The organism is Bifidobacterium choladohabitans, from assembly GCF_016102005.1.
Classification (GTDB): Bacteria; Actinomycetota; Actinomycetes; order Actinomycetales; family Bifidobacteriaceae; genus Bombiscardovia; species Bombiscardovia choladohabitans.
The window spans coordinates 59153-82423 of record NZ_JACFPL010000002.1 but is presented as its reverse complement, the minus strand read 5'-3'; the positions used below and the strand labels follow the sequence as shown (position 1 = coordinate 82423).

At 63.4% G+C, this 23271-nt stretch carries 20 protein-coding genes; 4 read left to right on the top strand and 16 right to left on the bottom strand.

Annotated features, from left to right (window positions below):
* Positions 1-40: 40 nt before the first annotated feature.
* The 8 genes from H3S97_RS03870 to H3S97_RS03835 all read right to left on the bottom strand — a co-directional run bounded on the left by H3S97_RS03870 (position 41) and on the right by H3S97_RS03835 (position 7804).
* Complete coding sequence (locus tag H3S97_RS03870) at positions 41-970, bottom strand: RluA family pseudouridine synthase (RefSeq protein WP_198176704.1); 930 nt, start codon at positions 968-970, stop codon at positions 41-43.
* Positions 967-1497, bottom strand: coding sequence for a signal peptidase II (locus tag H3S97_RS03865; RefSeq protein WP_198219710.1), 531 nt, complete (start codon positions 1495-1497; stop codon positions 967-969). Before H3S97_RS03865 ends, H3S97_RS03870 begins: the two co-directional genes overlap by 4 nt.
* A gap of 12 nt (positions 1498-1509) precedes the next feature.
* Positions 1510-2814 carry a DivIVA domain-containing protein gene (locus H3S97_RS03860; RefSeq protein WP_198219709.1) on the bottom strand — a complete coding sequence of 435 codons (1305 nt, stop codon included), beginning with the start codon at positions 2812-2814 and terminating at the stop codon, positions 1510-1512.
* A 91-nt stretch (positions 2815-2905) separates the two neighbouring features.
* Positions 2906-3190, bottom strand: coding sequence for a YggT family protein (locus H3S97_RS03855; RefSeq protein WP_198176706.1), 285 nt, complete (start codon positions 3188-3190; stop codon positions 2906-2908).
* A 41-nt stretch (positions 3191-3231) separates the two neighbouring features.
* Positions 3232-3699 (bottom strand): cell division protein SepF, encoded by a 468-nt coding sequence (locus tag H3S97_RS03850; RefSeq protein ID WP_029677902.1) that lies wholly within the window; start codon positions 3697-3699, stop codon positions 3232-3234.
* Between the two features lie 18 nt (positions 3700-3717).
* Entirely contained in the window at positions 3718-4890 is a 1173-nt protein-coding gene (gene ftsZ / locus H3S97_RS03845) for a cell division protein FtsZ (RefSeq protein WP_198219708.1), read from the bottom strand.
* A gap of 231 nt (positions 4891-5121) precedes the next feature.
* Positions 5122-6300: a tRNA dihydrouridine synthase DusB gene (dusB, locus tag H3S97_RS03840; protein WP_198219707.1), complete on the bottom strand. Its 1179-nt coding sequence runs from the start codon at positions 6298-6300 to the stop codon at positions 5122-5124.
* The gene (locus H3S97_RS03835) at positions 6287-7804 is read right to left on the bottom strand and encodes a glycine--tRNA ligase (RefSeq protein WP_198219706.1); all 1518 of its coding nucleotides are present in this window, start codon (positions 7802-7804) and stop codon (positions 6287-6289) included. Before H3S97_RS03835 ends, dusB begins: the two co-directional genes overlap by 14 nt.
* Before the next feature lie 197 nt (positions 7805-8001).
* Between H3S97_RS03835 and H3S97_RS03830 the strand changes: the two genes are divergently transcribed.
* From H3S97_RS03830 to H3S97_RS03815, 4 genes are all read left to right on the top strand, one after another.
* Entirely contained in the window at positions 8002-8337 is a 336-nt protein-coding gene (locus tag H3S97_RS03830) for an MTH1187 family thiamine-binding protein (RefSeq protein ID WP_198219705.1), read from the top strand.
* Between the two features lie 61 nt (positions 8338-8398).
* The gene (locus H3S97_RS03825) at positions 8399-9472 is read left to right on the top strand and encodes a LacI family DNA-binding transcriptional regulator (protein WP_198219704.1); all 1074 of its coding nucleotides are present in this window, start codon (positions 8399-8401) and stop codon (positions 9470-9472) included.
* A 266-nt stretch (positions 9473-9738) separates the two neighbouring features.
* On the top strand, positions 9739-11031 hold the full coding sequence (locus tag H3S97_RS03820; RefSeq protein ID WP_198219703.1) for an MFS transporter: 1293 nt from the start codon (positions 9739-9741) through the stop codon (positions 11029-11031).
* Positions 11032-11081: 50 nt separating this feature from the next.
* A complete protein-coding gene (locus H3S97_RS03815) occupies positions 11082-12605 on the top strand; it encodes a glycoside hydrolase family 32 protein (protein WP_198219702.1) in 1524 nt (507 codons plus the stop codon).
* Between the two features lie 238 nt (positions 12606-12843).
* Here H3S97_RS03815 and H3S97_RS03810 read toward each other — a convergent pair whose 3' ends face one another.
* From H3S97_RS03810 to H3S97_RS03775, 8 genes are all read right to left on the bottom strand, one after another.
* Complete coding sequence (locus H3S97_RS03810; RefSeq protein ID WP_198219701.1) at positions 12844-14040, bottom strand: MFS transporter; 1197 nt, start codon at positions 14038-14040, stop codon at positions 12844-12846.
* A gap of 61 nt (positions 14041-14101) precedes the next feature.
* Positions 14102-15532 carry an amidohydrolase gene (locus H3S97_RS03805; RefSeq protein WP_198219700.1) on the bottom strand — a complete coding sequence of 477 codons (1431 nt, stop codon included), beginning with the start codon at positions 15530-15532 and terminating at the stop codon, positions 14102-14104.
* Positions 15533-15698: 166 nt separating this feature from the next.
* Positions 15699-16493: an isoprenyl transferase gene (locus tag H3S97_RS03800; protein WP_198219699.1), complete on the bottom strand. Its 795-nt coding sequence runs from the start codon at positions 16491-16493 to the stop codon at positions 15699-15701.
* A 3-nt stretch (positions 16494-16496) separates the two neighbouring features.
* Positions 16497-17219, bottom strand: coding sequence for a DNA repair protein RecO (gene recO, locus H3S97_RS03795; protein ID WP_198219698.1), 723 nt, complete (start codon positions 17217-17219; stop codon positions 16497-16499).
* 15 nt (positions 17220-17234) lie between these two features.
* A complete protein-coding gene (locus tag H3S97_RS03790; protein WP_198219975.1) occupies positions 17235-18887 on the bottom strand; it encodes an alpha/beta hydrolase family protein in 1653 nt (550 codons plus the stop codon).
* 101 nt (positions 18888-18988) lie between these two features.
* Positions 18989-20218 carry a flavodoxin-dependent (E)-4-hydroxy-3-methylbut-2-enyl-diphosphate synthase gene (gene ispG, locus H3S97_RS03785; protein WP_198178965.1) on the bottom strand — a complete coding sequence of 410 codons (1230 nt, stop codon included), beginning with the start codon at positions 20216-20218 and terminating at the stop codon, positions 18989-18991.
* Positions 20215-21498, bottom strand: coding sequence for a 1-deoxy-D-xylulose-5-phosphate reductoisomerase (gene dxr, locus H3S97_RS03780; RefSeq protein WP_232356267.1), 1284 nt, complete (start codon positions 21496-21498; stop codon positions 20215-20217). The genes ispG and dxr overlap by 4 nt, the downstream gene beginning before the upstream one ends.
* The gene (locus H3S97_RS03775) at positions 21495-23237 is read right to left on the bottom strand and encodes a DivIVA domain-containing protein (RefSeq protein ID WP_198219697.1); all 1743 of its coding nucleotides are present in this window, start codon (positions 23235-23237) and stop codon (positions 21495-21497) included. Before H3S97_RS03775 ends, dxr begins: the two co-directional genes overlap by 4 nt.
* Positions 23238-23271 lie beyond the last annotated feature (34 nt).

The following is a 23271-nucleotide window of genomic DNA, read 5'->3' as shown; positions in this document are numbered from 1 at the left end:
TCCAACTTACCCAGGACCCTGGCCGAATCGCCGGAGTCCGCTAGCTGCGTATACCAGCGGCGCTCTGACGTTCGATCTGCAGGGAGCGGCGCAGATCAGCCGGGTAGGAGGAGACCACCTTGGTCCAGATCTTGGTACGGGGGTGGCGGAATTCCAGGCGCATGGCGTGCAGCCACTGCCGCTTCAGGCCCAGTCGCTCCGCCAGGTCGGGGTTGGCCCCATACATGTGGTCACCCACCAGGGGATGGCCTATGGAGGAGAAGTGCACGCGTATCTGATGGGTGCGCCCGGTCTCCAGATTGACGCTGACCAGGGTTGCCGAGCCGAAGCGCTCCAGGACATCCCAGTGGGTGATGGCCTCCTTGCCGGCAGGGGTGACCGTGAAGCGGAAGTCCGAGACACGCGCCCGTCCTATGGGGGCCTCGATGGTGGCCTTGTCCTCGGAAAGATTGCCCTGGACCAGGGCGTGGTAGATCTTGACCACCTCATGCCGGGCGAACTGCCGACGCATCTCCTTGTAGGCCAGGTCGGACTTGCAGACCAGCATGAGGCCGCTGGTGCCCGCGTCCAGGCGGGAGACGATGCCCTGACGGCCCTGGGCCCCCATTGAGGTGATGTGGGTGCCCCGCTGCAAAAGGCTGCCCAGAACGGTTGGGCCGGTCCAACCTATGGAGGGATGTGCCGCCACCCCCACCGGCTTGTCTACGACGACCACGTCCTCGTCCTCATAGACCACAGGCATGTCCTCGGCCACCGGCTCCACCTGCTTGGCTGGCTCGGGCTCGTCCAGCTCTATCAGATCGCCGCTCATCAGGGTGGTGGCCTTGTTCACCCGGCGGCCCATGATCCGCACATGCCCCTGGGCCACCAGTTCGCTGGCCTTGGCCCTGGACAGACCCAGCATTTTGGACAGGGCCATGTCCAGACGCCGACCCACAAGAGCATCCGGCGCAGGAAGAAGCCGGGTCACTTGGCCGCTCCCCCATGCTCTTTGGCTTTGTCCCTGTCGCTGAACCGCACATTGCAGACAATGAGCACCACCACGGCCACGCCTGCCAGGGTCAGATAGATATCGGCCACATTGCCCACCGACCAGCCGTAGTCCAGAAAGTCGACCACGGCACCGTCAAGGAAGCCCGATGCATAGGCCACCCTGTCGATCAGATTGCCTGCCGCCCCGGAGAAGGCCAGGGAGAGGACCAGGGTCCAGGCCATGGAGGTGGTGCGCAGAGCCAGAACGATAATGAGCAGACAGGCCGCCAGGGCAATCAGGGATATGACCCAGGTACTCCCGGACCCCAATCCAAGCGAAGCCCCGGGGTTGCGTACCAGACGCAGTCCGCGCAACGGTCCAGGAAGGACCACCCTGACACCGTTGCCCAGCCGGGCCAGGGCCAGGGCCTTGGTCACCTGGTCCAGGGCTATGGCCACTGCCGCCAGAGCGACGAAGACGGCCACGCGCCCGCGCAGCCGTCCCTTGTGTATGTTCTTCGTCATTACCGGATGGAATCAGTGAGCCTGTTCGGACTTCTTTTCCATGGACTGGTAATTGCTGGTGTCCGAGATCTGGTTGATCAGCTGGTTGAGGAACTCGGTCAGCTTGCTGCGGTAGCCCGCCTCGAACTGCTTGAGCCCCTGGATGTTCTCCTCCAGAACCTTGGACTGATCCATGAGCTTGTTCTTGACATCGGCGGCATAGCGATCGGCACTGTCGCGGGTGTTCTTGTCATACTCCTGCGCGCGGGTCTGCACCTGGGTCTCGTACTCGTCGGCCTGCGAGTGCTGGCGCTTGGAATAGGCGTCGGCATCGGAACGGGTCTTGACCGAGTACTCGTCGGCCTGGGAGCGTACACGCTGTGAGTAACCATCGGCCTCGGAGTGGACTCGCTTGGAATACTCGTCCACCTCGGCGCGGGTCCTCTTGGAGTAGTCCTCCGCCTTCTTGACGATGTCGTCGTGCTGGGCGTGGCCCTCGGCAACCAGCTGGGAGGCGTTGGCCTTGCCCTTGTCCACGTACTGGTCGTGCAGCTGCATGGCCAGGGTGAGCATGGCAGTGGCCCTCTCGGGTTCGCTGCTGGCCTCGGCACCAGCGCCCGCGATCCGCTGCAGGCTGCCCGTTTCGGTGGAGGGCTCGGCCTTGGAGACCTGCTGGCGCAGCTGCTCCTCGCGCTTGCGGGATTCCTCCAGCTGCTTGTTGAGCTGCTCGGTGCGCTGCTGCTGCTCCTGAGAGGCCTTCTGTGCCTGGGTGACCTGCTGGCGGGCCGTGGCCATGCTCTGCTGGGAGGCATTGAGCTGGTTGGTCAGAGCCTGGACCTGCTGGCGGGCCTGGTCGCGCTCCTTTTGCATGGCGGTCAGCTGATTGGTCAGAGCCTGGGTGTTGTTGCCCGCGGCGGCCTGGGCGGTCAGCTGGTCGATCTGCGAGTTGAGCTGCTCGACCTGACGCTTGAGCTGGTCATTCTGGGAGGCCAGGGTCTTGACCTGGCTCTGGGACTCGGCCAGGAGCCGCTTGGTCTGGGCATCCACGACAGGCTGCTGGGCGGCATTACCCTGGGCCTGCTTCAGATCCCTGTTTTCCGTCTGCAGGGATTCCACCTGAGCCGTCAGGTCGGAGATCTTGGAGTTCAGCGAGGCCACGTCGGTACCCAGGGACTGGGTGGAAGCGGAGTTGCCCTGCATGGCCTGCTTGCCCAAGGCTTCAACCGTCTCCGTGACCTGATCCAGGAAGTCGTCAACCTCGTCGACGTCGTAGCCTTCCTTGAACCGCACTGTCTGGAAGGTATGCTCCCTTATGTCATTAGGCGTCAATAGAGCCATATGTTTCTCCACCTCGCTTCAGGCCAACCAGCCCGATTGTGTTCTCTTACTGCATGCTAGCACGGAGTCTGCCGTATCCGCGGTCTTGCTTTTATCCCAGCAGCACCTGGATGATGATCAACGCGGCGTAGAGCACCATGAAGGAGACATCGAGCTGGATCCTGCCCATGGGCAGGGGCGGAATGTACCGGCGCAGCCAGCGCAGGGGCGGCTCGGTCAAGGCATAGATGACCCGGATGAGCGAGGCCACGAAGCCTCGGGGGTACCAGCGGGGCGACAGAACCAGGACCCAGTCCAGAATCATCCGCACGAAGAGGATGAGCAGGTAGGTCTCAATGCAGATGTCTATCAGATATCGAATAAAAGGAACAAGCATGCGTCTTCAGGCTCCTGCGGACAAGGCTGCCAGGGCTTCGGTCACTGGGCGAAAAGCCCCTTGGCCGAGGAGCCTGACTCGGGCTCCTCCACCTTGATGTTGACCTGTGCAGGACTGAGCAGGAAGACCCTGGGGGTGACCCGCTCAATGGACCCGCGTACCCCGAAGACCACGCCGGCGGAGAAATCGACAATCCTGTAGGCAACCGACTCGGACACGCCTGTCAGGTTGAGGACCACCGGAACCCCGTCCCGCAGGGCCCTGCCGACCATCTGGGCATCCTCGTAGGACTTGGGATGGATGGTGGTGATGCGGTTGATCCGGCTCTGGAAGGGCGTGGACTCGGCTTCCTGGCTGCTGGACGTGGATTGCGGAGCCATGGGAGTCACAGAGTGATCGGTGTCGAAGCCGTCGCGGGCCTCGTCATCGTCGGCCAGGTCGTCGTCATCGTCATCCACGACATCCGACATGCCGAAAAAGGACATTGCGTTCTTCATCAATCCTGCCATACCTGCTCCTTCGCCTGATTACCGCAGAAAGTCAGGGATATCCAGATATCCCGGGTCGGAGGTGCCGTCATCGCCGGAGGCGGGGGGCACCACATCGTGTTCGGAGGTCTCATCGGACTCCACCTGGGCGGATGGAGTCGTCAGCGGCTGCTGGGGCTCCTGGACCGGGGTGGCCGCTGCCGGTGCTGTGGTCGTGTCCACTGCAGGAGCCGGGGTCTCGTCCTTCTTAGGGGTGGGATCGAACCCGGCGGCGATGACCGTGACCCGCACCTCGTCCCCGTAGGCGTCGTCCAAGGCCAGGCCCCAGATGATCTGTGCCTCGGGATGGATGGCATCCTGAACCAGCTGGGCGGCGGCAGATGCCTCCTGCATGCTCAGGTCGGTGGGGCCGGCCACGTTGATCAGGGCCCCATGGGCACCCTCGATGCTCTCCTCCAGGAGCGGAGAGGAGATGGCGATCTCGGCGGCCTGGGTGGCTCGATCCTCGCCCCTGGCTGCGCCGATGCCGAAGAGGGCGGTGCCGGCATCCTTCAAGATGGCGGTGACATCGGAGAAGTCCACGTGAATGTAGGAGTTCATGGTGATCAGGTCGGTGATGCCCTGAACCCCGGCCAGCAGGGCGGTGTCGGCCGTCTTGAAGGCGTCCATGACCGAGACCGTGCGATCCGAGAGGTCCAGAAGCCGGTCATTGGGGATAACGATAAGGGCATCGACCTCCTTGCGCAGGTTCTCGATGCCCGATTCGGCGGAAGCGGAGCGCCTGGGGCCTTCAAAGGTGAAGGGGCGTGTGACTACGGCGATGGTGAGCGCGCCTTGCTGACGGGCTGCACGCGCTACCAGGGGGCTGGCGCCGGTGCCTGTGCCGCCGCCCTCCCCTGCAGTGACGAAGACCATATCGGCGCCCTTGAGGACCTCTTCGATGTCGGACTGATGATCCTGGGCGGCCTTGGCGCCCTTCTCCGGATCGGCTCCGGCTCCCAGGCCGCGGCTGTTGGCATCGGAAAGGGAGATCTTCACATCGGCTTCTGAGCGCAGAAGATCCTTGGCATCGGTATTGATGGCCACAAATTCAACATTCTGCAGACCTTCGGCGATCATGCGATTGACAGCATTGCCACCGGCTCCACCAACACCAACGACCTTGATGTTGGTCTTGTCGTTGAAATTGTCATTCTGGGCAATCTCGCTCACAGTATGCTCCCGTCACTCACGTTACGCTCAACTCTAGCGCAGGTCATATACGCCAACACGCATTTGCCCACAGGCGTTCCGACCCTTCCTGACGGCCGTGGGCCCAGGGTCCGGGAGGTCAGAGCCAACCGTCCTGGCCTCCCGAGAGAACCTCCACGCCGTTCTGTCCGTATTCTAAACCCTGATTCTAGACCCGGATGCGCACGGTTGGTGACGGGAATATTTCCGGCTTCAGTAGGAGGCATCCATGGGGTCGTTGCCGAAGAGCGTCTCGCGCTCCTGATGGGTGGTGATCCGCGAATCCAGCCAGCCATAGGGCAGGCGGACCTTCTTGGCATAGCGGACCCGGCCCCGGGGCTTGCCGGCCACTGCCCGCGGATAGGGCATGTCCTGGTTCAGGTTGGCGATGCAGCGGTCCATATCCTCAAGGCTCTCGCAGGCCATGAAGTCGCGGCGCACCTGGCCGCCCACGGCGAAGCCCTTGAGATACCAGGCCACGTGCTTGCGCATATCATGGACGGCCATGCGTTCGTCGCCGTCGTAGAACTCGACCAGGAGCCTGGCGTGGCGGGCCATGATGGCCCCCACCTGGCCCAGGGTGGGCTCCTGCCGTTCCGGGGAGCCGGCCAAGGCCGCCGCGATGTCGGCAAAGAGCCATGGACGGCCCTGGCAGCCCCGGCCGATGGCCACACCTGCGCAGCCGGTCTGGGCGAACATGTCCAGGGCATCCTCGGCGGTCCAGATGTCGCCGTTGCCGAAGACGGGGATATCTACGGCCTGGACCAGCTGGGCGATCCGGTCCCAGTCGGCATGGCCTCCATAGTATTCAGCCGTGGTTCTGGCGTGCAGAGTGACGGCGGCACACCCTTCCTCCTGGGCTATGTGGGCGGCCTCCAAGAAGGTCTCGTGCTGGTGGTCGATGCCCACCCGGATCTTTGCGGTGACGGGGATCCCGGCAGGCGAGCAGACAGCGACCACACGATGGACCAGTTCGGCGAAGAGGTCGGTCTTCCAGGGCAGGGCGGACCCGCCGCCATGTCTGGTGACCTTGGGGACCGGGCAGCCGAAGTTCATGTCAATATGATCGGCCCAGCCGGCATCGACCACCATCCGGGTGGCCTGCTCCATGATCTGAGGGTCCACCCCATACAGTTGCAGGGAGCGCACCTTCTCCTGGGGGGCGAAGCGGCATAGCCTGAAGGCCTTGGGGTTGCGCGCCACCAGGGCCCGGGCCGTGACCATCTCCCCCACATACAGTCCGTCGGGTCCGTACTCGCGGCAGAGCAGGCGGAAGGGCCAGTTGGTCACGCCCGCCATGGGCGAAAGCATGACCGGAACAGGTACGGTTATCGGGCCCAGCTGCACCGGGGCAACCTTTGGGGTCGTGCAATCAGTCTCAGTACCGGCCACCGGCCTCGGCCACCTTGATGGGTTCGCTCTCGTCCGTACCCGGCTCGCTGGCCAGGTCCGTGTAGCCGTCAGCGGCACGCGCACCGGTCAGGTCCGACGGACCCATGGGGTAACGCACCCGCTGCTCGCCGACGACCTGGCGCACATAGTCCTCCACCTGGTCCAGAGCCACCCGGTCCTGCTGCATGGAGTCGCGGTTGCGGATGGTGACCGCCTTGTCGTCCAGGGTGTCGAAGTCCACGGTGATGCACAGGGGCGTGCCGATCTCGTCCTGACGACGGTAGCGGCGGCCGATGGCGCCGGACTCGTCATAGTCCACCATCCACTCATTCTGGCGCAGGTCGGCGGCCAGGTCATGGGCGATCCGCTGCAGATCAGGCTTCTTGGACAGGGGAAGAACCGCGGTCTTGATTGGGGCCAGCCTCGGGTCCAGACGCAGCACGGTGCGCCGGTCGACCCCGCCCTTGGTGTTGGGGGCCTCGTCCACGTCGTAGGCATCCACCAGGAAGGCCATCAGCGAGCGCGTCAGACCGGCTGCAGGCTCGATCACGTAGGGGATGTAGCGTTCCCCGCTGGCCTGGTCGAAGTAGCTCAGATCCTCGCCCGAGTGCTCGGCATGGGCCTTTAGGTCGTAGTCGGTGCGATTGGCCACGCCCTCCAGCTCGCCCCACTCGGAGCCCTGGAAGCCGAACCGGTATTCGATGTCCACGGTCCGCTTGGAATAGTGGGCCAGCTTCTCCTTGGGGTGCTCGTAGTGGCGCAGGTTCTCCGGCTTGACACCCAGGTCCACGTACCAACGGGTCCTGGCATCGATCCAGTACTGATGCCATTGTTCGTCAGTGCCGGGGTGGACGAAGAACTCCATCTCCATCTGCTCGAACTCGCGGGTGCGGAAGATGAAATTGCCGGGCGTGATCTCGTTGCGGAAGCTCTTGCCCATGTTGGCGATGCCGAAGGGGGGCTTGGAGCGGGAGGAGGCCATGACGGACTTGAAGTCCACGAAGATTCCCTGGGCGGTCTCGGGGCGCAGATAGTGCAGGCTCTTCTCGTCCTGGACGGGTCCCAGGTGGGTCTGCAGCATCATGTTGAAGTCGCGCGGCTCGGTCCACTGGCCCTTGGTGCCGCAGTCCGGGCAGGGGATGTCCCTGAGGCCGTTTTCCGGATCGTGGCCGTGCTTTTCGGCGTAGGCCTCCTCCAGGGTGTCGGCCCGGTGCCGCTTGTGGCAGTTCAGGCACTCGATCAGGGGGTCGTTGAAGACGGACACATGGCCCGAGGCTTCCCAGACCGCCGTGGGCAGGATGACCGAGGTGTCCACGCCGACCACGTCGTCGCGGGTGACCACCATGGTCCGCCACCACTCACGCTTGATATTGTCCTTGAGAGCCACGCCCAAAGGACCATAGTCCCAGGCCGAGCGCGTCCCGCCGTAGATCTCCCCTGCGGGAAAGACGAACCCTCGGCGCTTGGCCAGGGAGATGACCTCATCCAGTTTCGATACTGCCACTGATCACACCTTCTGCTCGGGAACCCCCTCCTGGGGGCTACGACCTGATGACCGGCCTCCAGCATACCTTCGGCGGGTGACCTGCTGTCAGCGTGGAGGCCTACCATCAAGGCAGGTGCGGGAGGCCGCGCAGGTGACCGCAGGGGACACCGGGCATCCTGCCTACGAACACCAATCGATGCGGAAAGGTTCCCAATATGCCCGATATGAACGACCCATCCTATCTGAACACCGTAGCCGAGGTCACGATCGCACCCTCCGGTCAGGGTGAGGAGCTGTCCACCTATGTGGCCCAGGTCATCAAGGTCATCAGGGACTCGGGGCTACCCAACCAGACCAATGCCATGAGCACCGTGATCGAAGGTGATCTGCACCGGGTCATGGAGGTCGTGGAAGAGGCCACACGGGTCCTGGCCGAGCAGGGGTACAGGACCGGCGTCAGCCTCAAGCTGGACATCCGTCACGGCAAGCGGGACCAGATCCACGAAAAGGTGGAGCGGGTCGACCGGATCCTGGGCGGGGAAAACCGCTGAAAGCTCACTGTCACCGAAGATCAGCCAGGCTGAAATCGCCTGAGCAGGTTAAGGTGTGCCCATGATCACGATGAAGCAGATCGCCGAACGCACAGGCGTGTCCGTCTCCACGGTCTCCCTGGTGCTCAACGGCCGCGACAAGGGCAGGGTCAAGTCGGAGATCGCCCGAAAGGTGCGCAACACAGCCAAGACCCTGGGCTATCGGCCCAATCCCATGGCACGGTCGCTGCGCACCAGCAAGACCGGCATGCTGGGCTTCATCAGCCAAGAGGTGGCCACCACGCCATACGCCGGCGCCATCATTCAGGGTGCGCAGGATGCGGCAGCCGAGCGTGGCTATGTGCTTCTCACCGTCTCCACCGACGGGGGCGTTCGGGAAGCCGAGCAGATCCAGGCTCTGAAGCGCTATGGGGTGGACGGTTTCCTCTTCGCCAAGATGTATGACCAGGATGTCGACCTGCCCCAGGCTCTGCGCTCCTGCCCTGCCGTGGTGGTCAACGCGGTGGAGCGGGCCGACCGTTGCCCCAGCATCGCCCCTGACGAGTTTCTGATCGGCTACGATGCCACCCGCCATCTGATTGAATCAGGCTGCCGCCGGGTGGCCTACCTGGGCACCACACAGGATCTGCCGGCGCAGGAAGACAGAATGCGGGGGTATCAGGCCGCTCTCAAGGAAGCTGGGTTACCTGCAGGCCAGTCCTTGATCCGACTGGCGGGATTCAACCAGGAGGCCATGGATCAGACAAACGATCTGATGGACGACCAGCACCCCGATGGCGTCTTCTGCTTCAATGATTCACGTTCCTTCTACCTCTACCAGGCCGCCGCAGCCCGCCATCTGATCATCGGCAGGGACCTTAATCTGGTGGGCGTGGACAATCACCAGGTCGTGGCCGAAACCACGGCACCTCCCCTGACCACGGTCGAACTGCCCCACTACGAGATGGGCTTCTGGGCGGTGCGGCGACTGCTGGCGCAAATCAATCCCTGTCGCGCTGCTCTTCCCCTGCCCGACACCCGTGCCGTCCTGCCGCCGCTTGATCAAGCTGACGGGGTGCGCATCCATTGCGCCCTGATCCGCAAGGGCTCCACCCGCCTCGATGATGCCTCGGACCCGGGCCCAGCCAGCCGCTGAGCCAGAATCACCCTTCCCTCACCCCTCTCACCGTCGCAAGATGGTGAACCAAGGTCGCATACTGGCGGGCTTCGCACCAATCGACAATCGGTCAGCATCCCCGGCTGGTTGCTTATCGTGCAAGGTACGCATAGCAATCGTCAATCGTTTGACGTAAATCGATTGACGGCCTACTATACCTACCAGGGTCCGCTTTGCACACAGGAAGTGCTTGGGACCTGGAGGCACTGCGGAGAAGCGGTGCACACCAAGGAAAGAGGGGCAGCATGGCCACCAAATTATCGGCGTGGAGGAATCCATCATATTTGGAATCCTCTACCGGAATATTCTTCTTCTTCTGCGCATGGGGAGTCTGGTGGTCCTTCTACCAGCGATGGCTGGTAACGGGACTTGGCATGACCAACACCCAGGTCGGCAACATCTACTCCATCAACTCCGTGGCAACCCTGATCATCATGTTTGTCTACGGGGTCATCCAGGACGAACTGGGAGTCAAACGCCGTCTGGCCATCTTCATCGCTGCCATCGCCGCCCTGGTGGGGCCCTTCGTCCAATTCATCTATGCGCCGCTCATGCGCTCCAACATAATGCTGGGCGCCATGCTCGGCGCCGTGGTCCTCTCGGCTGGCTTCATGTCAGGCTGCTCCCTGATCGAGGCCATCACCGAGCGCTACTCCCGGAAGTTCGGCTTCGAGTATGGACAGTCCCGGGCCTGGGGCTCCTTCGGCTACGCCATCGTGGCCCTGATCGCCGGCTTCGTCTTCAACATCAACCCCATGATCAACTTCTGGCTGGGGTCCGCCTTCGGGCTGTGCATGCTGCTGGTCTACGCCTTCTGGATCCCGGACGAGCAGCGCGACGAGATTCGCCGCGAATCGACACCAGACGGTGAGAAGTCCCAGCCTTCACTCAGCGATATGCTCCACGTACTGGGTATGCCGGCCCTCTGGCTGCTGATCATCTTCATGGTCTTCACCAACACCTTCTACACGGTCTTCGACCAGCAGATGTTCCCCACTTACTACGCCAACCTCTTCGCCACACCGCAGCTGGGCAACCAGGTCTACGGCATCCTCAACTCCTTCCAGGTCTTCCTGGAATCGGCCATGATGGGCGTGGTCCCAGTCATCATGCGCAAGATAGGCGTGCGCAACTCCCTCTTGCTGGGGGCTACGGTCATGTTCGCCAGGATCGGCCTGTGCGGTTTCTTCCACGACCCGGTCATGGTCTCCATCGTCAAGCTCTTCCACTCCATCGAGGTCCCGCTCTTCAGCCTGCCGGCCTTCCGCTACTTCACCCTGCACTTCAACCCCAAGCTGTCCGCCACCCTCTACATGGTGGGCTTCCAGATCGCCTCCCAGGTCGGCCAGGTGGCCCTTTCCACCCCGCTGGGCATGCTCCACGACCGGGCCGGCGACCAGGTCACCTTCTACACCATCTCCCTGGTGGTGCTCGCTGCCCTGATCTACGGCATCTTCGTGCTCAAGCGCGATGACCAGCAGGTTGACGGCGATCCCTTCATCAGGGATTCGCAGAAGTCCGCCGTGACCCAGGGCTGATCCCCACGTCAATCATAAACAGCACCGATCCAACCCGAAAGGATTCAAGGATGAACCAGTCAGTAACCAAGGAAAACGCCGATATGAGCGCTCAACTGGACAAGGCCCAGAAGAGCATCGATCGGCTCTTCGCCACCCGCAATGACCGCTGGTATCCCCAGTGCCACATCGCCTCCAAGGCCGGATGGATCAACGACCCCAACGGCCTGAGCTACTACAAGGGGCGCTATCATGCCTACTTCCAGCTCAACCCCTACGGGAGCGAGTGGGGCAACATGCACTGGGGGCATGTGTCCAGCACCGACCTGGTCACCTGGAGGCGCGAGCCCCTGGCCATGGCACCCACCCTGGAGGTCGAGAAGGACGGGGTCTTCTCCGGATCGGCCGTGGTGGGCGACGACGGCCGTCTGACCATCTACTACACCGGTCACCGCTGGCGCAACGGGGTCAACGATGATGACGGCAACCTCCAGGAGCAGTGCATGGCTGTCTCCTCAGACGGCATCCACTTCGAAAAGAAGGGGGTCGTGATCCCCTGCCCGGACGACAAGATCCTGCACTTCCGCGATCCCAAGGTGTGGAAGATGGGCGGACTCTGGTATATGGTCTTCGGAGTCAGCACCCCCGCCCACCGGGGCGAGATCTGGATGTACACCTCCAACGACATGGAGCATTGGACCTTCGACCGGGTGATCTACCGGCACCCCGACCCTGAGGTCTTCATGCTGGAATGCCCCGACATGTTCCCCCTGGAGGACAAGTGGGTGATCTGCTATTCGGCCATGGGCCTTAAGCCCCAGGGGTTTGAGGCGCGCAACCACAACAATGCCGGCTACGTGATCGGCAGCTGGCAGCCCGGCGGCGACTTCCAGCAGGAGACTGAGTTCCACCTCTGGGATGACGGCCATAACTTCTATGCCCCGCAGACCTTCCAGGCCCCTGACGGCCGCCGGCTGGTCTTCGGCTGGATGAGCCCCTTCACCGAGCCAATCCCCATGCAGGAGGACGGCTGGTGCGGCCAGTTCACTGTACCCCGCGAGGTCACCCTGGCCGGCGATCACCTGCGTTGCCTGCCGGTACGCGAGTTCTCCGACCTGGACCAGGACAGGCAGGACTTCGGTTCCATCGAGCTGGAGGTCAACGGCAGCCAGGATCTGGTTGACGACGCGCAGACCGCCGACATCGCTATGGAAATCGACCTGGCCAAGTCCCAGGCAGAGCGCATCGGTCTGGAGATTCACCGGACGCAATCCGGCGACCACACGCTGGTCTGCTATGACGACCAGCTGGGCCGCGTGGTGCTCGACCGCCACTGCAACACCTACGGGGACCGGGGTTACCGCACTGCTCCAGTCGACAAGTCCTCGGGCAAGCTCAAGCTGCGCATCATCGTAGACCGGGGCTCGATCGAGGTTGTCGTCAACGACGGGCTGGAGATCATGTCCTCCTACTCCTTCCCCGCCCAAGGACCGCGGGGCATCCGCCTGATCGCCGAATCCGGCGAGGGCAAGGCTCTGATCGACTCCCTCTCCATCGCCAGGCTGGGCACCATCTGGGAAGAGCCGGATCGCTGATCCCGCTGTCCTGGTCGGCACAGGAAAGGCCCGTCCCTGAAATCCACTCAGGGGCGGGCCTTTTGTCTGGCAAGCGCCGGCTTCAGACATCCATTGTCAGAACCAAAGAATCAGAGATCCTCGAAGAAGTAACGGTCCTTTGACAATGACTCCTTGCCATGGACCGGCGGCCATGACCTGGCCCAGGCTTCTGATCTTCGGAACCTGAAGCCCGAACGAGGCCGCCTCAGCCTTGGCTTCACTTGCCGACCCTGACCAACAGCGCCATCAGCCCGGAGGCGATGGCCGCCGCACCCATGAAGAGGAAGGCTCCGACGAAGGAGCCACCGGCGGCCTTGACCAGGTAGCCGATGATCATGGGAGCCAGGAATCCGCCCAGGGTGCCGCCGGTGTTGATGATGCCGATGGCGGAGCCGATGATGTGCGGGTCCATGATCTTGTGGGGCCAGGTGAAGATGCCGGTGAAGGCCACCACGGAGACGCAGGAAACCAGGATCAGCAGCAGGAGGGAGAGCCAGATGTTGCGTGAGAAGACGAAGCATACAACCAGGACGGCGCTGATCACCCCGGCGCCAAGGATGGCCAACTTCTCCCTGCCCAGGAAGAGCTTCGAGAGCAGCTGACCGGCGTAGATGGTGGCGACGGTCGTAAAGACCGCATTGACCGCCAGCAGGATGCCTGCCTGACCGATCGAAAGCCCGAAGGTGTTCTTTATGAAGGTGGGCATCCAGGAGATGTTCCCGTACAGGAGGATGTTCAGCAAGAGCATGGCCACGAAAAGGACCAGCACGTTCCGGTTCTTCAGAACTTCGAGGAAGCCCGCCCCCCTGGCTCCGGGCTTCTGGTCAACCTCGGGCTGGCGGGGTTTGGAGGGCACGAAAATCAGGATGCAGACAAAGGCCAGCAGATAGAGGGTGCCCAGCACAGCGTAGGCCAGGTGCCAGTTGATGGCGACCAGGTTGGCGCCCAGAACGAAGGCCAGGATGCCGCCGATGCCCGAGGTCGACAGAATCAGGGATTGTACGAAGGTACGCCGTTCCTGGGGGAAGTTCTCCGCGATCGACTTGGAGCAGGAGGGCGGGTAGCCGCCGTGGCCCATGCCGGCGAAGAACCGGACGATGATGAAGAAGGCCAGACCATTGGCCAGGCCGAACAGGTAGCTGAACAGACCAATGATGATCATGGAGGCCATCAACACACGCTTGGCCCCAAGCCTGTCGGCCAGCCAGCCGCTGGGTATCTGCATGAGCGAGTAGCCCAGGAAGAAGGCCGACATGATGATGCCTGTCTGCCCCGAGTCCAGGTGGAACTGCTCGGAGATGGGGATGATGGCGGTCGAGATCATGTTCTTGTCCATGTACACGATCGAGTAACCGGCCATCAGGGAGAAGATCAGCGTTCCGCTCGCCGTTTTTGAGGATTGCTTGATTGCCATTGGTCTGTCATCCTTCAGTAGAAACCGGCCGCCACCGAGCAGGCGGCAGCCGAACAGTAGGTCAGTGGGGCATCACATCGTCGGGGATGACGACCTTGTACTCCTGGCCGGCGAAGGTCTTGTCGAAGTCCTCCTTGGCGGCCTTGACCAGATCCGGGTCGGTAAACGCATCGTAGGCGGTCAGGGCCAGGGTCTTGCCCGCAGCCAGCAGACCCTTGTGGGCCACCGAGGACTTGCCGTTGGCCGCCCACTGCCAGGAGTGAGCAGAGGTGCCCTGGGGCTCGAACCCGCCGCTGAACTGGGCGGTGGGCGTCTGCCAGCTGACATCGCCGACGTCGGTGGATCCCGATGCCGTATCGGTGAAGACCAGTGGATACTTCTTCAGGGCCATGGTCGACTCGGCCATCTTCCTGACTTCCTCATCCGTCAGATCAGGGAAGGCCTCCTTGGTGCGGCTGAGCACCCGCTGCTTGCCGGCCTCGGGGACTGTGTCGGTGTAGCGGCGCTCATAGTCCAGCTCCTGCTGGTCCAAGGGCAGGGGGCCGACGAGGTCCAGGTTCCTGTCTACGGCCTCGGTCAGCGGATGGTTGGGAATGAAGTTGTAGCAGGCCGCGTCGAACTCCTCCTTTACCTGGGTCTCGGTCATCAGGGCCGCACCCTGGGCGATCTTCTCAACACGCTTGAACAGATCCTGTGCCTGGTCCATCCTGGGGGCGCGCACGAAGTAGTAGAGCCGGGCATGGGACTGCACCACGTTGGCCGACTCACCGCCTGCGTCGATGAAGGCGTAGTGCACGCGGGCCGCATCGATCATGTGCTCGCGCAGGAACTGCACGCCCACATTCATGAGCTCCGCGGCATCCAGGGCGCTCCGGCCCAGCTCGGGAGCCGCAGCCGCGTGCGCCGGCACACCGGTGAAGTCGAAGTAGGCCTGCAGGACCGCCAGGCTGGAGGAACCCCAGGCCTGGGTCACATCCGAGGGATGCCAGGACAGGGCCAGATCCAGCCCGTCGAAGACCCCGTCCCTGGCCATGAAGGCCTTGCCATAGCCCGACTCCTCAGCTGGGCAGCCGAAGACCTTGATGGTCCCCTTGAGGCCCTTCTCCTGCATGAAGGTCTTGATCCCGACTCCGGCCGCGACGGCCGCCATGCCCAGGATGTTGTGGCCGCAGCCTTGCCCGTTGCCGCCCTCGACCAAGGGCTTGTGCTCGCCCAGGTCGGCCACCTGGCTGAGGCCTCCCAGTGCGTCGTATTCGCCGGTGATGCCGATTACCGGACGGCCCGAACCCCAGGTCGCCACATAGGCATAGTCCATATGGCCCACGCCCTTCTCTATCTCGAAGCCCTCCTGCTCAAGCACCTTGTAGTGCTGCTGGACCGACTCCTTCACGGCAAACCTGGTCTCAGGGGTGCCCCAAATATGATCGGCTGCCTCGATGAACTCCTGTGACTTATCCTCGATGATCTGCATGATGCGTTGCTTGTCGTCCACGCCTGTCGACTCCTTCGTTTCGTTTGCTGCGCTGATTTCCACGGCGGACATGGCCTGCTCCGCTGTGATACGTCACAGACTACCTTTCATGGGTGTTACGAGAGTGTTCAGACCTGTGAATTTGGACGACTATGGCTAACCTCACAAAATTGGAGGCTCTGTCTTCTCAGGCTTGGTTCACGCCGCCGAAGCGCCTGTCCCGGTGGATGTAATCGTCGATGGCCCGCCAAAGCACATCGCGCCCGCAGTCAGGGAAGAGCTCGGGTACGAAATCCAGCTCCGCATAGGCCGCCTGCCAGGGCAGGAAGTTGGAGGTGCGCTGTTCCCCCGAGGTGCGCAGGACCAGGTCGCAGTCCGGTATGTCTGGGTTGTAGAGGTGCTGGGCAATCATCTTTTCGGTGACCTTGGAGCCCTTGATATGCCCGGCCGCCACCTCCCGGGCGATATCGGTGGCTGCATCGGCCAACTCAGCCCTGCCCCCGTAGTTGATGCAGAAGATCACATCGATTCTGGTGTTGTGCCGGGTGCGCTCCATGGCCGCCTCCAGCTCGTCGATGACCGACTTCCAGAGCCGGGGCCGACGGCCAGCCCAGCGCACGCGCACCCCCCAGTCATCCATTTGGGCCACCCTACGGTGGATGATGTCCCGGGAGAAGCCCATCAGAAAGCGGACCTCGGCCGGCGAGCGCTTCCAATTCTCCGTGGAGAAGGTATACAGGCTCAGGTATCGGACCCCGGCCTCGATGGCTCCGGCTATGGTGTCGAAGACCACCGGCTCGGCGGCCCGGTGACCCTGGGTGCGCTCCATGCCCCTCTGCTTGGCCCAGCGGCCATTGCCGTCCATGATCACACCCAGGTGTCGCGGGACTGAGCCCTTGGGGAAGTGCGGGATACGAGCGGGATCGGAGAAGGGGGCTGCAGGCACATCCAGGGAGGTGTAGTCGACGGGGTCAAAGCTCATGCTTCAAGAATCTAATAGCCTGAGGGACCTGATGGGCCGCTCCAGGTAATATTCGCCCCATTTCTCGACAAGACCGTCGCACAGGGGGGTGGAACCCTTGCCGTCCAGCTTGGACCAGTCCCCGGTGCTCAGCGCCCGGAAGCGTGTCAGGGTGGCGGGATCCACCGCCACGGCGTCGGTAGGCCTGTCCCGACTGCAGACCACACCGCCGCCGGGCACCGAGAAATGGGTCAGCTGGTCGGTCCGGCCGCAGACGATGCAGGAATCCAGCCGGGGCCTCCAGCCCGCCAGCGCCAGGGAACGGAGCAGGTAGGAGGCACCGATGTCGCGGGGTCCATGCCGGTGACCTGCCAGGCTGGCCAGGGCGGAGACCAGCAGACGGTATTGCTCCGGGGCCGGCTCATGCTCGCCCACCACCAGTTTGTCGGCGGTCTCAAGCATGACGCCCCCGTTGGCGTAGAGGTCATAGTCGGCGCATATGGCATCCGCATAGGCGGCTATGCAGACGGCCTGGGAGACGATGTCCAGGTTGCGGCCACGGGAGATGAGCAGATCGTCACGCATGAATGGCTCCAGCCGGGCGCCGAAACGGGATTTGGTCCGTCGAACCCCCTTGGCCACGGCCCTGACCTTGCCGTGCCCCCTGGTCAGAATGGTGACGATCCGGTCGGCCTCGCCCAGTTTGACCGTTCTGAGGACCAGGCCCTCGTCACGATAGATGGCCACGACGGTCCCGTCCTTTCATTGGTAGATGAACAGGCCCCAGAAGGCGAAGATCAGCAGGACTCCGAACATGGCCAGGGTGGTGACGATGAAGAGGGCAACGCCAAAGCGGGTGGAAGCCAGCACAGGCCTGGGGTCCATGTTCCGCATCTGCTGGCGAAGACTGGGGCCGCCGGCCTTGCTTGTGCGGACCTGGTCGGGCAGCCGGTCCAATCCCCTCAGAGAAGCCACTTCGACCATGCGGGCGAAGGTGCGCGACCAGGCCCAGATGACCAGGGCGCAGACCACCTGGATGACCGGCCAGCTCCAGTAGCTGACCCCAGCCTGGTCGGGCACGCCGCCCCAGCCCAGGCGTACCACAGCCATGATGACCTGACCCAGACCGGCTCCGAAAAGGACCAGGGTAGCCAGGGTGGTGCCGGTGATGGTGACCAGGGTGCCTCCGAAGCCATGGCTGAAACCCAGGACCGGTTCCTTGCGTCGTCGCAGGCGGAACAATTTCATCAGACCGGCCACCAGGGCCATGACCAGGGCCGCCAGCAAAAGCACCAGGGTCAGCAGGTGCAGGACCAGCATATAGATGGTCAGCGAGCGCCGCCCCCGCAGATCAGTGGGCACGGCTATGGACTGGTGGATGGTGGCCCCGCCCACGCTGGGGCTGGTCTGATGCAGGCCGTGGACCTGACCCACCGCCCAGTCGATCATGTCCTGCTGGTAGTGGTCGGCCAGGGGCGTGCCGGTCCGGGCCTCATCCCCGAGCCGCAGCACATGATTGGAGACCGGGTAGGAACGCACCGTGACGTTCTCGTTGCCGGAGGCGTGGGCCTGGGACAGCACGCGCTGCACCCCCTCCACCTGGGCGGTCATCACATCCTTGGCCCCGTAGGCCAGCAGGGTGGGAATGGCATAGGTGTAGCGGTCGGTGGGATCGATGTCCAGATTGTTCAGACCCAAGAGGGAGGCATCGGTGCTGAAGAGCCGACGGACCACCGACTGGTAGCCCTGGTTGGCCCCGGCGATGGCGAAGTCCTGTGCCACGAAGAAGCCCATGGCGTGCCGCGGGGAATAGACCATGGGGCTGAGCAGGATCTGGAAGGCGATCCGGTGGTCCATGGTCAGCAGCATGGCGGCGATCCAGGTGCTCTCGCTGGTGGCATAGATGCCTACCTTGGATGCATCCACATCATCCCGGTCGCGCAGTAGGTTGGCAACCCGCTCGTAGGCCTTGGCCGAAGCAGGATAGTCCCGGTCGGCATCCGTGGTGGACCAGACCGGCTTGTCCAGCACGGCGGTGACGAAACCGGCAGAGGCCAGGGTCCGGGCCACGTCCCCGAAGGAGTTGTCGCAGGTGCCATATCCGGCGCCATGCATGAAGACTACTGCCGGCCGATTCCCTGAAGCCTCCTTGGGGGTGCGGATCAGTATCCGGATGCGCTGATGCTCCCCAGTTGAGGGCCGTTCCACGCTCAGTTCCTGGTGACGGGATTCGACCTGATACTGCCCCACGGTATCCCGGTCAACCCCGGCAGGCCAGTCGAAGGTGACTGCGGTGTCCGGAGTCAGGGTGGGAAAATTCTGATCCACCGGTTCGTATTTCCAGGGAACGGCGGTCAAGTGGGAGACAGAGGCCAGCAGACCCATGAGGATGATGAAGACGGGCAGGCTGGTCATTAGCCGCCTGACCCTGCTCCACCCGCTTGCAGGGAGGGAACGCTCAACCTCTTGGGACACGTCGGTCATTGTAGCCGGTGGCGGGGATGGCGCTTACGCCCTCAGCTGGCACGGCCGGTGACCGGGACCACCATGGGGCCCGCCTCCGGCAGGGTTTCACCCTCGGCCGCCGCCTTGGCATCCATCTGGGCGGCGATTTCCTTGGCACGCTCCAGCAGGGTGGGGACGATCTGGTCCTCAGGCACGGTCTGCACCACCTTGCCCTTGATGATGATCTGACCCTTGCCGTTGCCCGAAGCCACCCCCAGGTCGGCCTCCCTGGCCTCGCCTGGTCCGTTGACGATGCAGCCCATGACGGCCACCCGGATGGGGGCGGTGATGTCCTTGAGCCCCTCGGTGACCTCCTTGGCCAGCTCGATCACGTCCACCTGGGCCCTGCCGCAAGAGGGGCAGGAGATGATGTCGAAGTGGCGCTGGCGCAGACCCAGATATTCCAGAATCTTGCAGCCCACCTTGACCTCTTCCACAGGCGGCGCGGACAGGGAGACCCGGATGGTGTCGCCGATGCCCTCGGCCAATAGCGCGCCGAAGGCCAGGCAGGATTTGATGGTTCCCTGCCAGGAGGGCCCGGCCTCGGTCACGCCCAGGTGCAGGGGCCAGTCGCCCTTGGAGGCCAGGAGCCTGTAGGTCTGGACCGTGGTGACGGGGTCGTGGTGCTTGACGGAGATCTTGAAGTCGTGAAAGCCCACGTCCTCGAACATATGGGCCTCTTTCAGGGCCGAGGCGACCAGGGCCTCCGGAGTGGGGCCGCCGTAGCGGGCGTAGATGTCCTTGTCCAGGCTGCCGGCGTTGACCCCGATGCGCAGGGAGATGCCCGCGTCTGTGGCCGCCTTGCAGATTTCGGGGCCGACCTGGTCGAACTTGCGGATGTTGCCCGGGTTGACTCTGACGGCTGCACAGCCCGCATCGATGGCCTGGAAGACGTACTTGCTCTGGAAGTGGATGTCGGCGATGACCGGGATGGGCGACTTCTTCGCAATGATGGGAAGCGCGTCGGCATCATCCTGGCTGGGCACAGCCACCCGCACGATGTCGCAGCCGGCGGCGGCCAGCTCGGCGATCTGCTGCAGGGTGGCGTTGATGTCAGCGGTGACCGTGTTGGTCATGGATTGCACCGAAATGGGGGCTCCCCCGCCGACCGGCACAGGCCCCACCATGATCCGACGGGAGCGGCGACGAGGATGCAGCGGACTCTGGCTGATGGCCTGCTCGCCTGTCTTGCGGAACCCCTGGGAGGATGCTGACTGTTCGGTCTTGGGAATGCTACTCACGCTGTCATGTCTATCAAAGCATCGGCCCTTTGGCGTGCCTCATGCTCGACTTGCTCCATTACCTCCACGGATGTGAATGTTCCCGGAAGATGCTTTTCCATGGCATCCATGACCGACCGGATGGTTTCGACGATGTCCAGATAGGGCAGCCGGTGATCCAGGAAGGCCCTGACCGCCTGCTCGTTGGCGGCATTGAAGACCGCAGTCATGGGCTCGCAGCTGCCCAGAGCCCGCCTGGCCAGGTTGACCGCCGGGAAGGCCTCGTCGTCCAGGGGCTCGAAAGTCCAGGTGCTGGCCTTGGACCAGTCACAGGCCGCAGCCACATTGTCAAGACGGGCGGGTGCCGACAGGCCCAGGGCGATGGGCAGACGCATGTCAGGAGGCGAAGCCTGGCTTATGGTGGCCCCATCCTGGAACTGGACCATGGAGTGGACCACGGACTGGGGGTGGACCACCACAGTGATCCGTTCGGGCTCGATCCTGAAGAGCCTGCTGGCCTCGATGACCTCCAGACCCTTGTTGACCATGGTGGAGGAGTTGATGGTGACCACCGGACCCATGGACCAGGTGGGATGGTTCAGGGCCTGCTCAGGGGTGACCTCGCGCATGGCTTGGCGGCTCCAGCCCCGGAAGGGACCTCCCGAGGCGGTGACCACCAGACGGGCCACCTCCCCATGCTGCCCCGAACGCAGGGACTGCCAGATGGCCGAATGCTCGGAGTCGACCGGGTTGATCTGGCCCGGCCTTATCTCGGCGTCAAAGAGCAGATGGCCGCCGGCCACCACCGATTCCTTGTTGGCCAGAGCCAGCTGGGATCCGGCCTGCAGGGCCGCGATGGACGGACGCAGACCGACTGATCCGGTGATGCCGTTGAGGACCAGATCGCTGCCGGAGCCGGCCAGAGCCTGGACCGCATCCATGCCTGCCTCTACCTGAATGCCGGTCAACCCCAGGGCCCCGAGAGCCCGCTGCAGGGCCGGAACCCGGGTCTTGTCGGCCAGAGCCAGACGAGTCACGCCAAAGTCACGGGCCTGTCGGGCCAGAAGCTCGACATGGGCACCGCCAGCGGCCAACCCGGTCACCTGGAAACGATCCCTATGGCGACTGATCAGATCAAGGGCCTGAGTGCCGATGGAGCCTGTGGATCCCAGGATGACCAGACTACGAGACTGGTCGGCATCATCCCTGGGCGACCAATCCACCAAGGTGCGCTCACACCCGACCGACAAACCGCCCTGCCTGCCTTCACTGCCTGTATTCATTGCTGTCAGATGACTCATCGACCGCCTTTATCCTGCTCCCCCTCGTCGCCGAAGGCCGGGAAGGAAATATCGGGGATGTCCAGATCCATTTTGGGCAGATCCTGGTTGAGCAGGGAGGCCAGATAGGAATCCGGGTCCTGGTCCTGCTTGCTCCCCTGCATGTTTTGTGAGTACCGAGGCTTGGCCCAGTCGGGTGTATCCGTGCTGCTCCCGGCTGTTTCAGCCCAGGGACGCTCCTGGGCCTCGGGCACTGCTGGTGCCGGTTCCTCATAGCTGCCAAGTGGTCCGCCTGCGCCCAGAGGACCATCGACGAAGGGCGAGGAGATGATCGAGGTGGATCCCGGCGTAGACGTGCCGTCAGTATCAGCCCCTGTCGTCGAGGCAGACACCGGCGGTTCCGGCCTTGTGGAGGGGACGAAAGCATTCCCTGCCGATGTAGGCGGGGCGGAGGCTACGGGTGCCGAAGGAGTCGGTTGGAATGCAGCGGGTTCAGGAGTCTGTGGTGCAGTGGAAGGCGAAGAAGTCGTCACCGGGTTGAAGGGGGCGGCTTGCGCAGCCGGCGCGGATGCCGCTGACGTTGCACTGGCAGGCACAGGATTGTGGCTGATTGGCGCAGAGACCGGCTGTGCAACCGCAGGCGGCACGGAGACAGGCATGACCGATTCCTGTTGACCGGAGACGAATGGATTGGCAGGGGCGGGATCGGCAGAGGCGACGGGGGCTCCGCCGCTCATGCCTGCTGATGAGGCAGGCGTAGCTACCGCAGATGCCGCCGTGGCTGCCCCAACGCCTTCCTGGGCCAGTCGCTGGTTGACCGCCGAAGCCAGAGCACTCAGAGAACTGTTGGGCTGCGCCGTCGGAGCTGTAGGCGTCGTCTGCGTGCTGCTTGTCGGAGCCTCGAAGATGGCCCGCTCCGCCTGGTGCAGTTGAGCGAAATCGTCTTGACTGCCCTGGGCGCTCGCGACAGCGGAGGCATTGGGGATGCTCCAGGCGGGTGCCTGGCTCTGTCCAATCAGCGGCTGAACACCCGAAGCTGAGGGGTCCTGCACGGCTGGCTGCGACTGCACAGGAACAGCAACGGACGCCGTTGCATTGGCGCTGGCTCTCTTGGCCCTCTCGCTGACCCTGGCAAAGGACTCCAACTGCTCCAGAAGCTCGACGGCCTTGGCCAGGAAGAAGTCCACCTGGCGCTCGTCATAACCCTTGGGCCCCCGCCGCTGGGTGAAGATGACGTTGGAGACGCGGTCAGCTGTGATGTCGGTGTTCTTCGACTTGCCCGAATCCGTCTTCCGCCCCTCCTGGAGGTTGAGCTGGTCAGAGGTCTTGTTGAGGACCTGCTCAATCAGCCGTTCCACCTGCTTGCAGTCGTATGAGGGCATGCCGGGATCCCCACGCTTGAAGACACTGCCCGATGGTCTGCCGGCATGAGTGGTCAGCTCCGATTGCAGACTGACCATTCTGGTCGTCCAACCATCCACGCCCACCCGGGCTATCTCCAGACTGGTCTGCCTGTCGGAAATCACCCTTTCCAGCCGTGATAGGGCAGCGTCCACCTGGGTGATGATATAGCCGTTCTTGCACAGATCAAAGGAGGCGTTGGCTATCTCCTCCTGGGTCAGATCAGGGTCCTGGCTCTCATAAAGTGAGTGAGCCCGCTCCAGGAAGGCGTCCACCTGCTTGGTGTCATATCCCCACTTGCGCTTGCCCGAGCGCGCGATGGTCGCCTCGGTTCCACGGGCATCAGGCTTAGCTGACATCAGGCATCGACCTCCTGACCTTTCTTGCCAACGA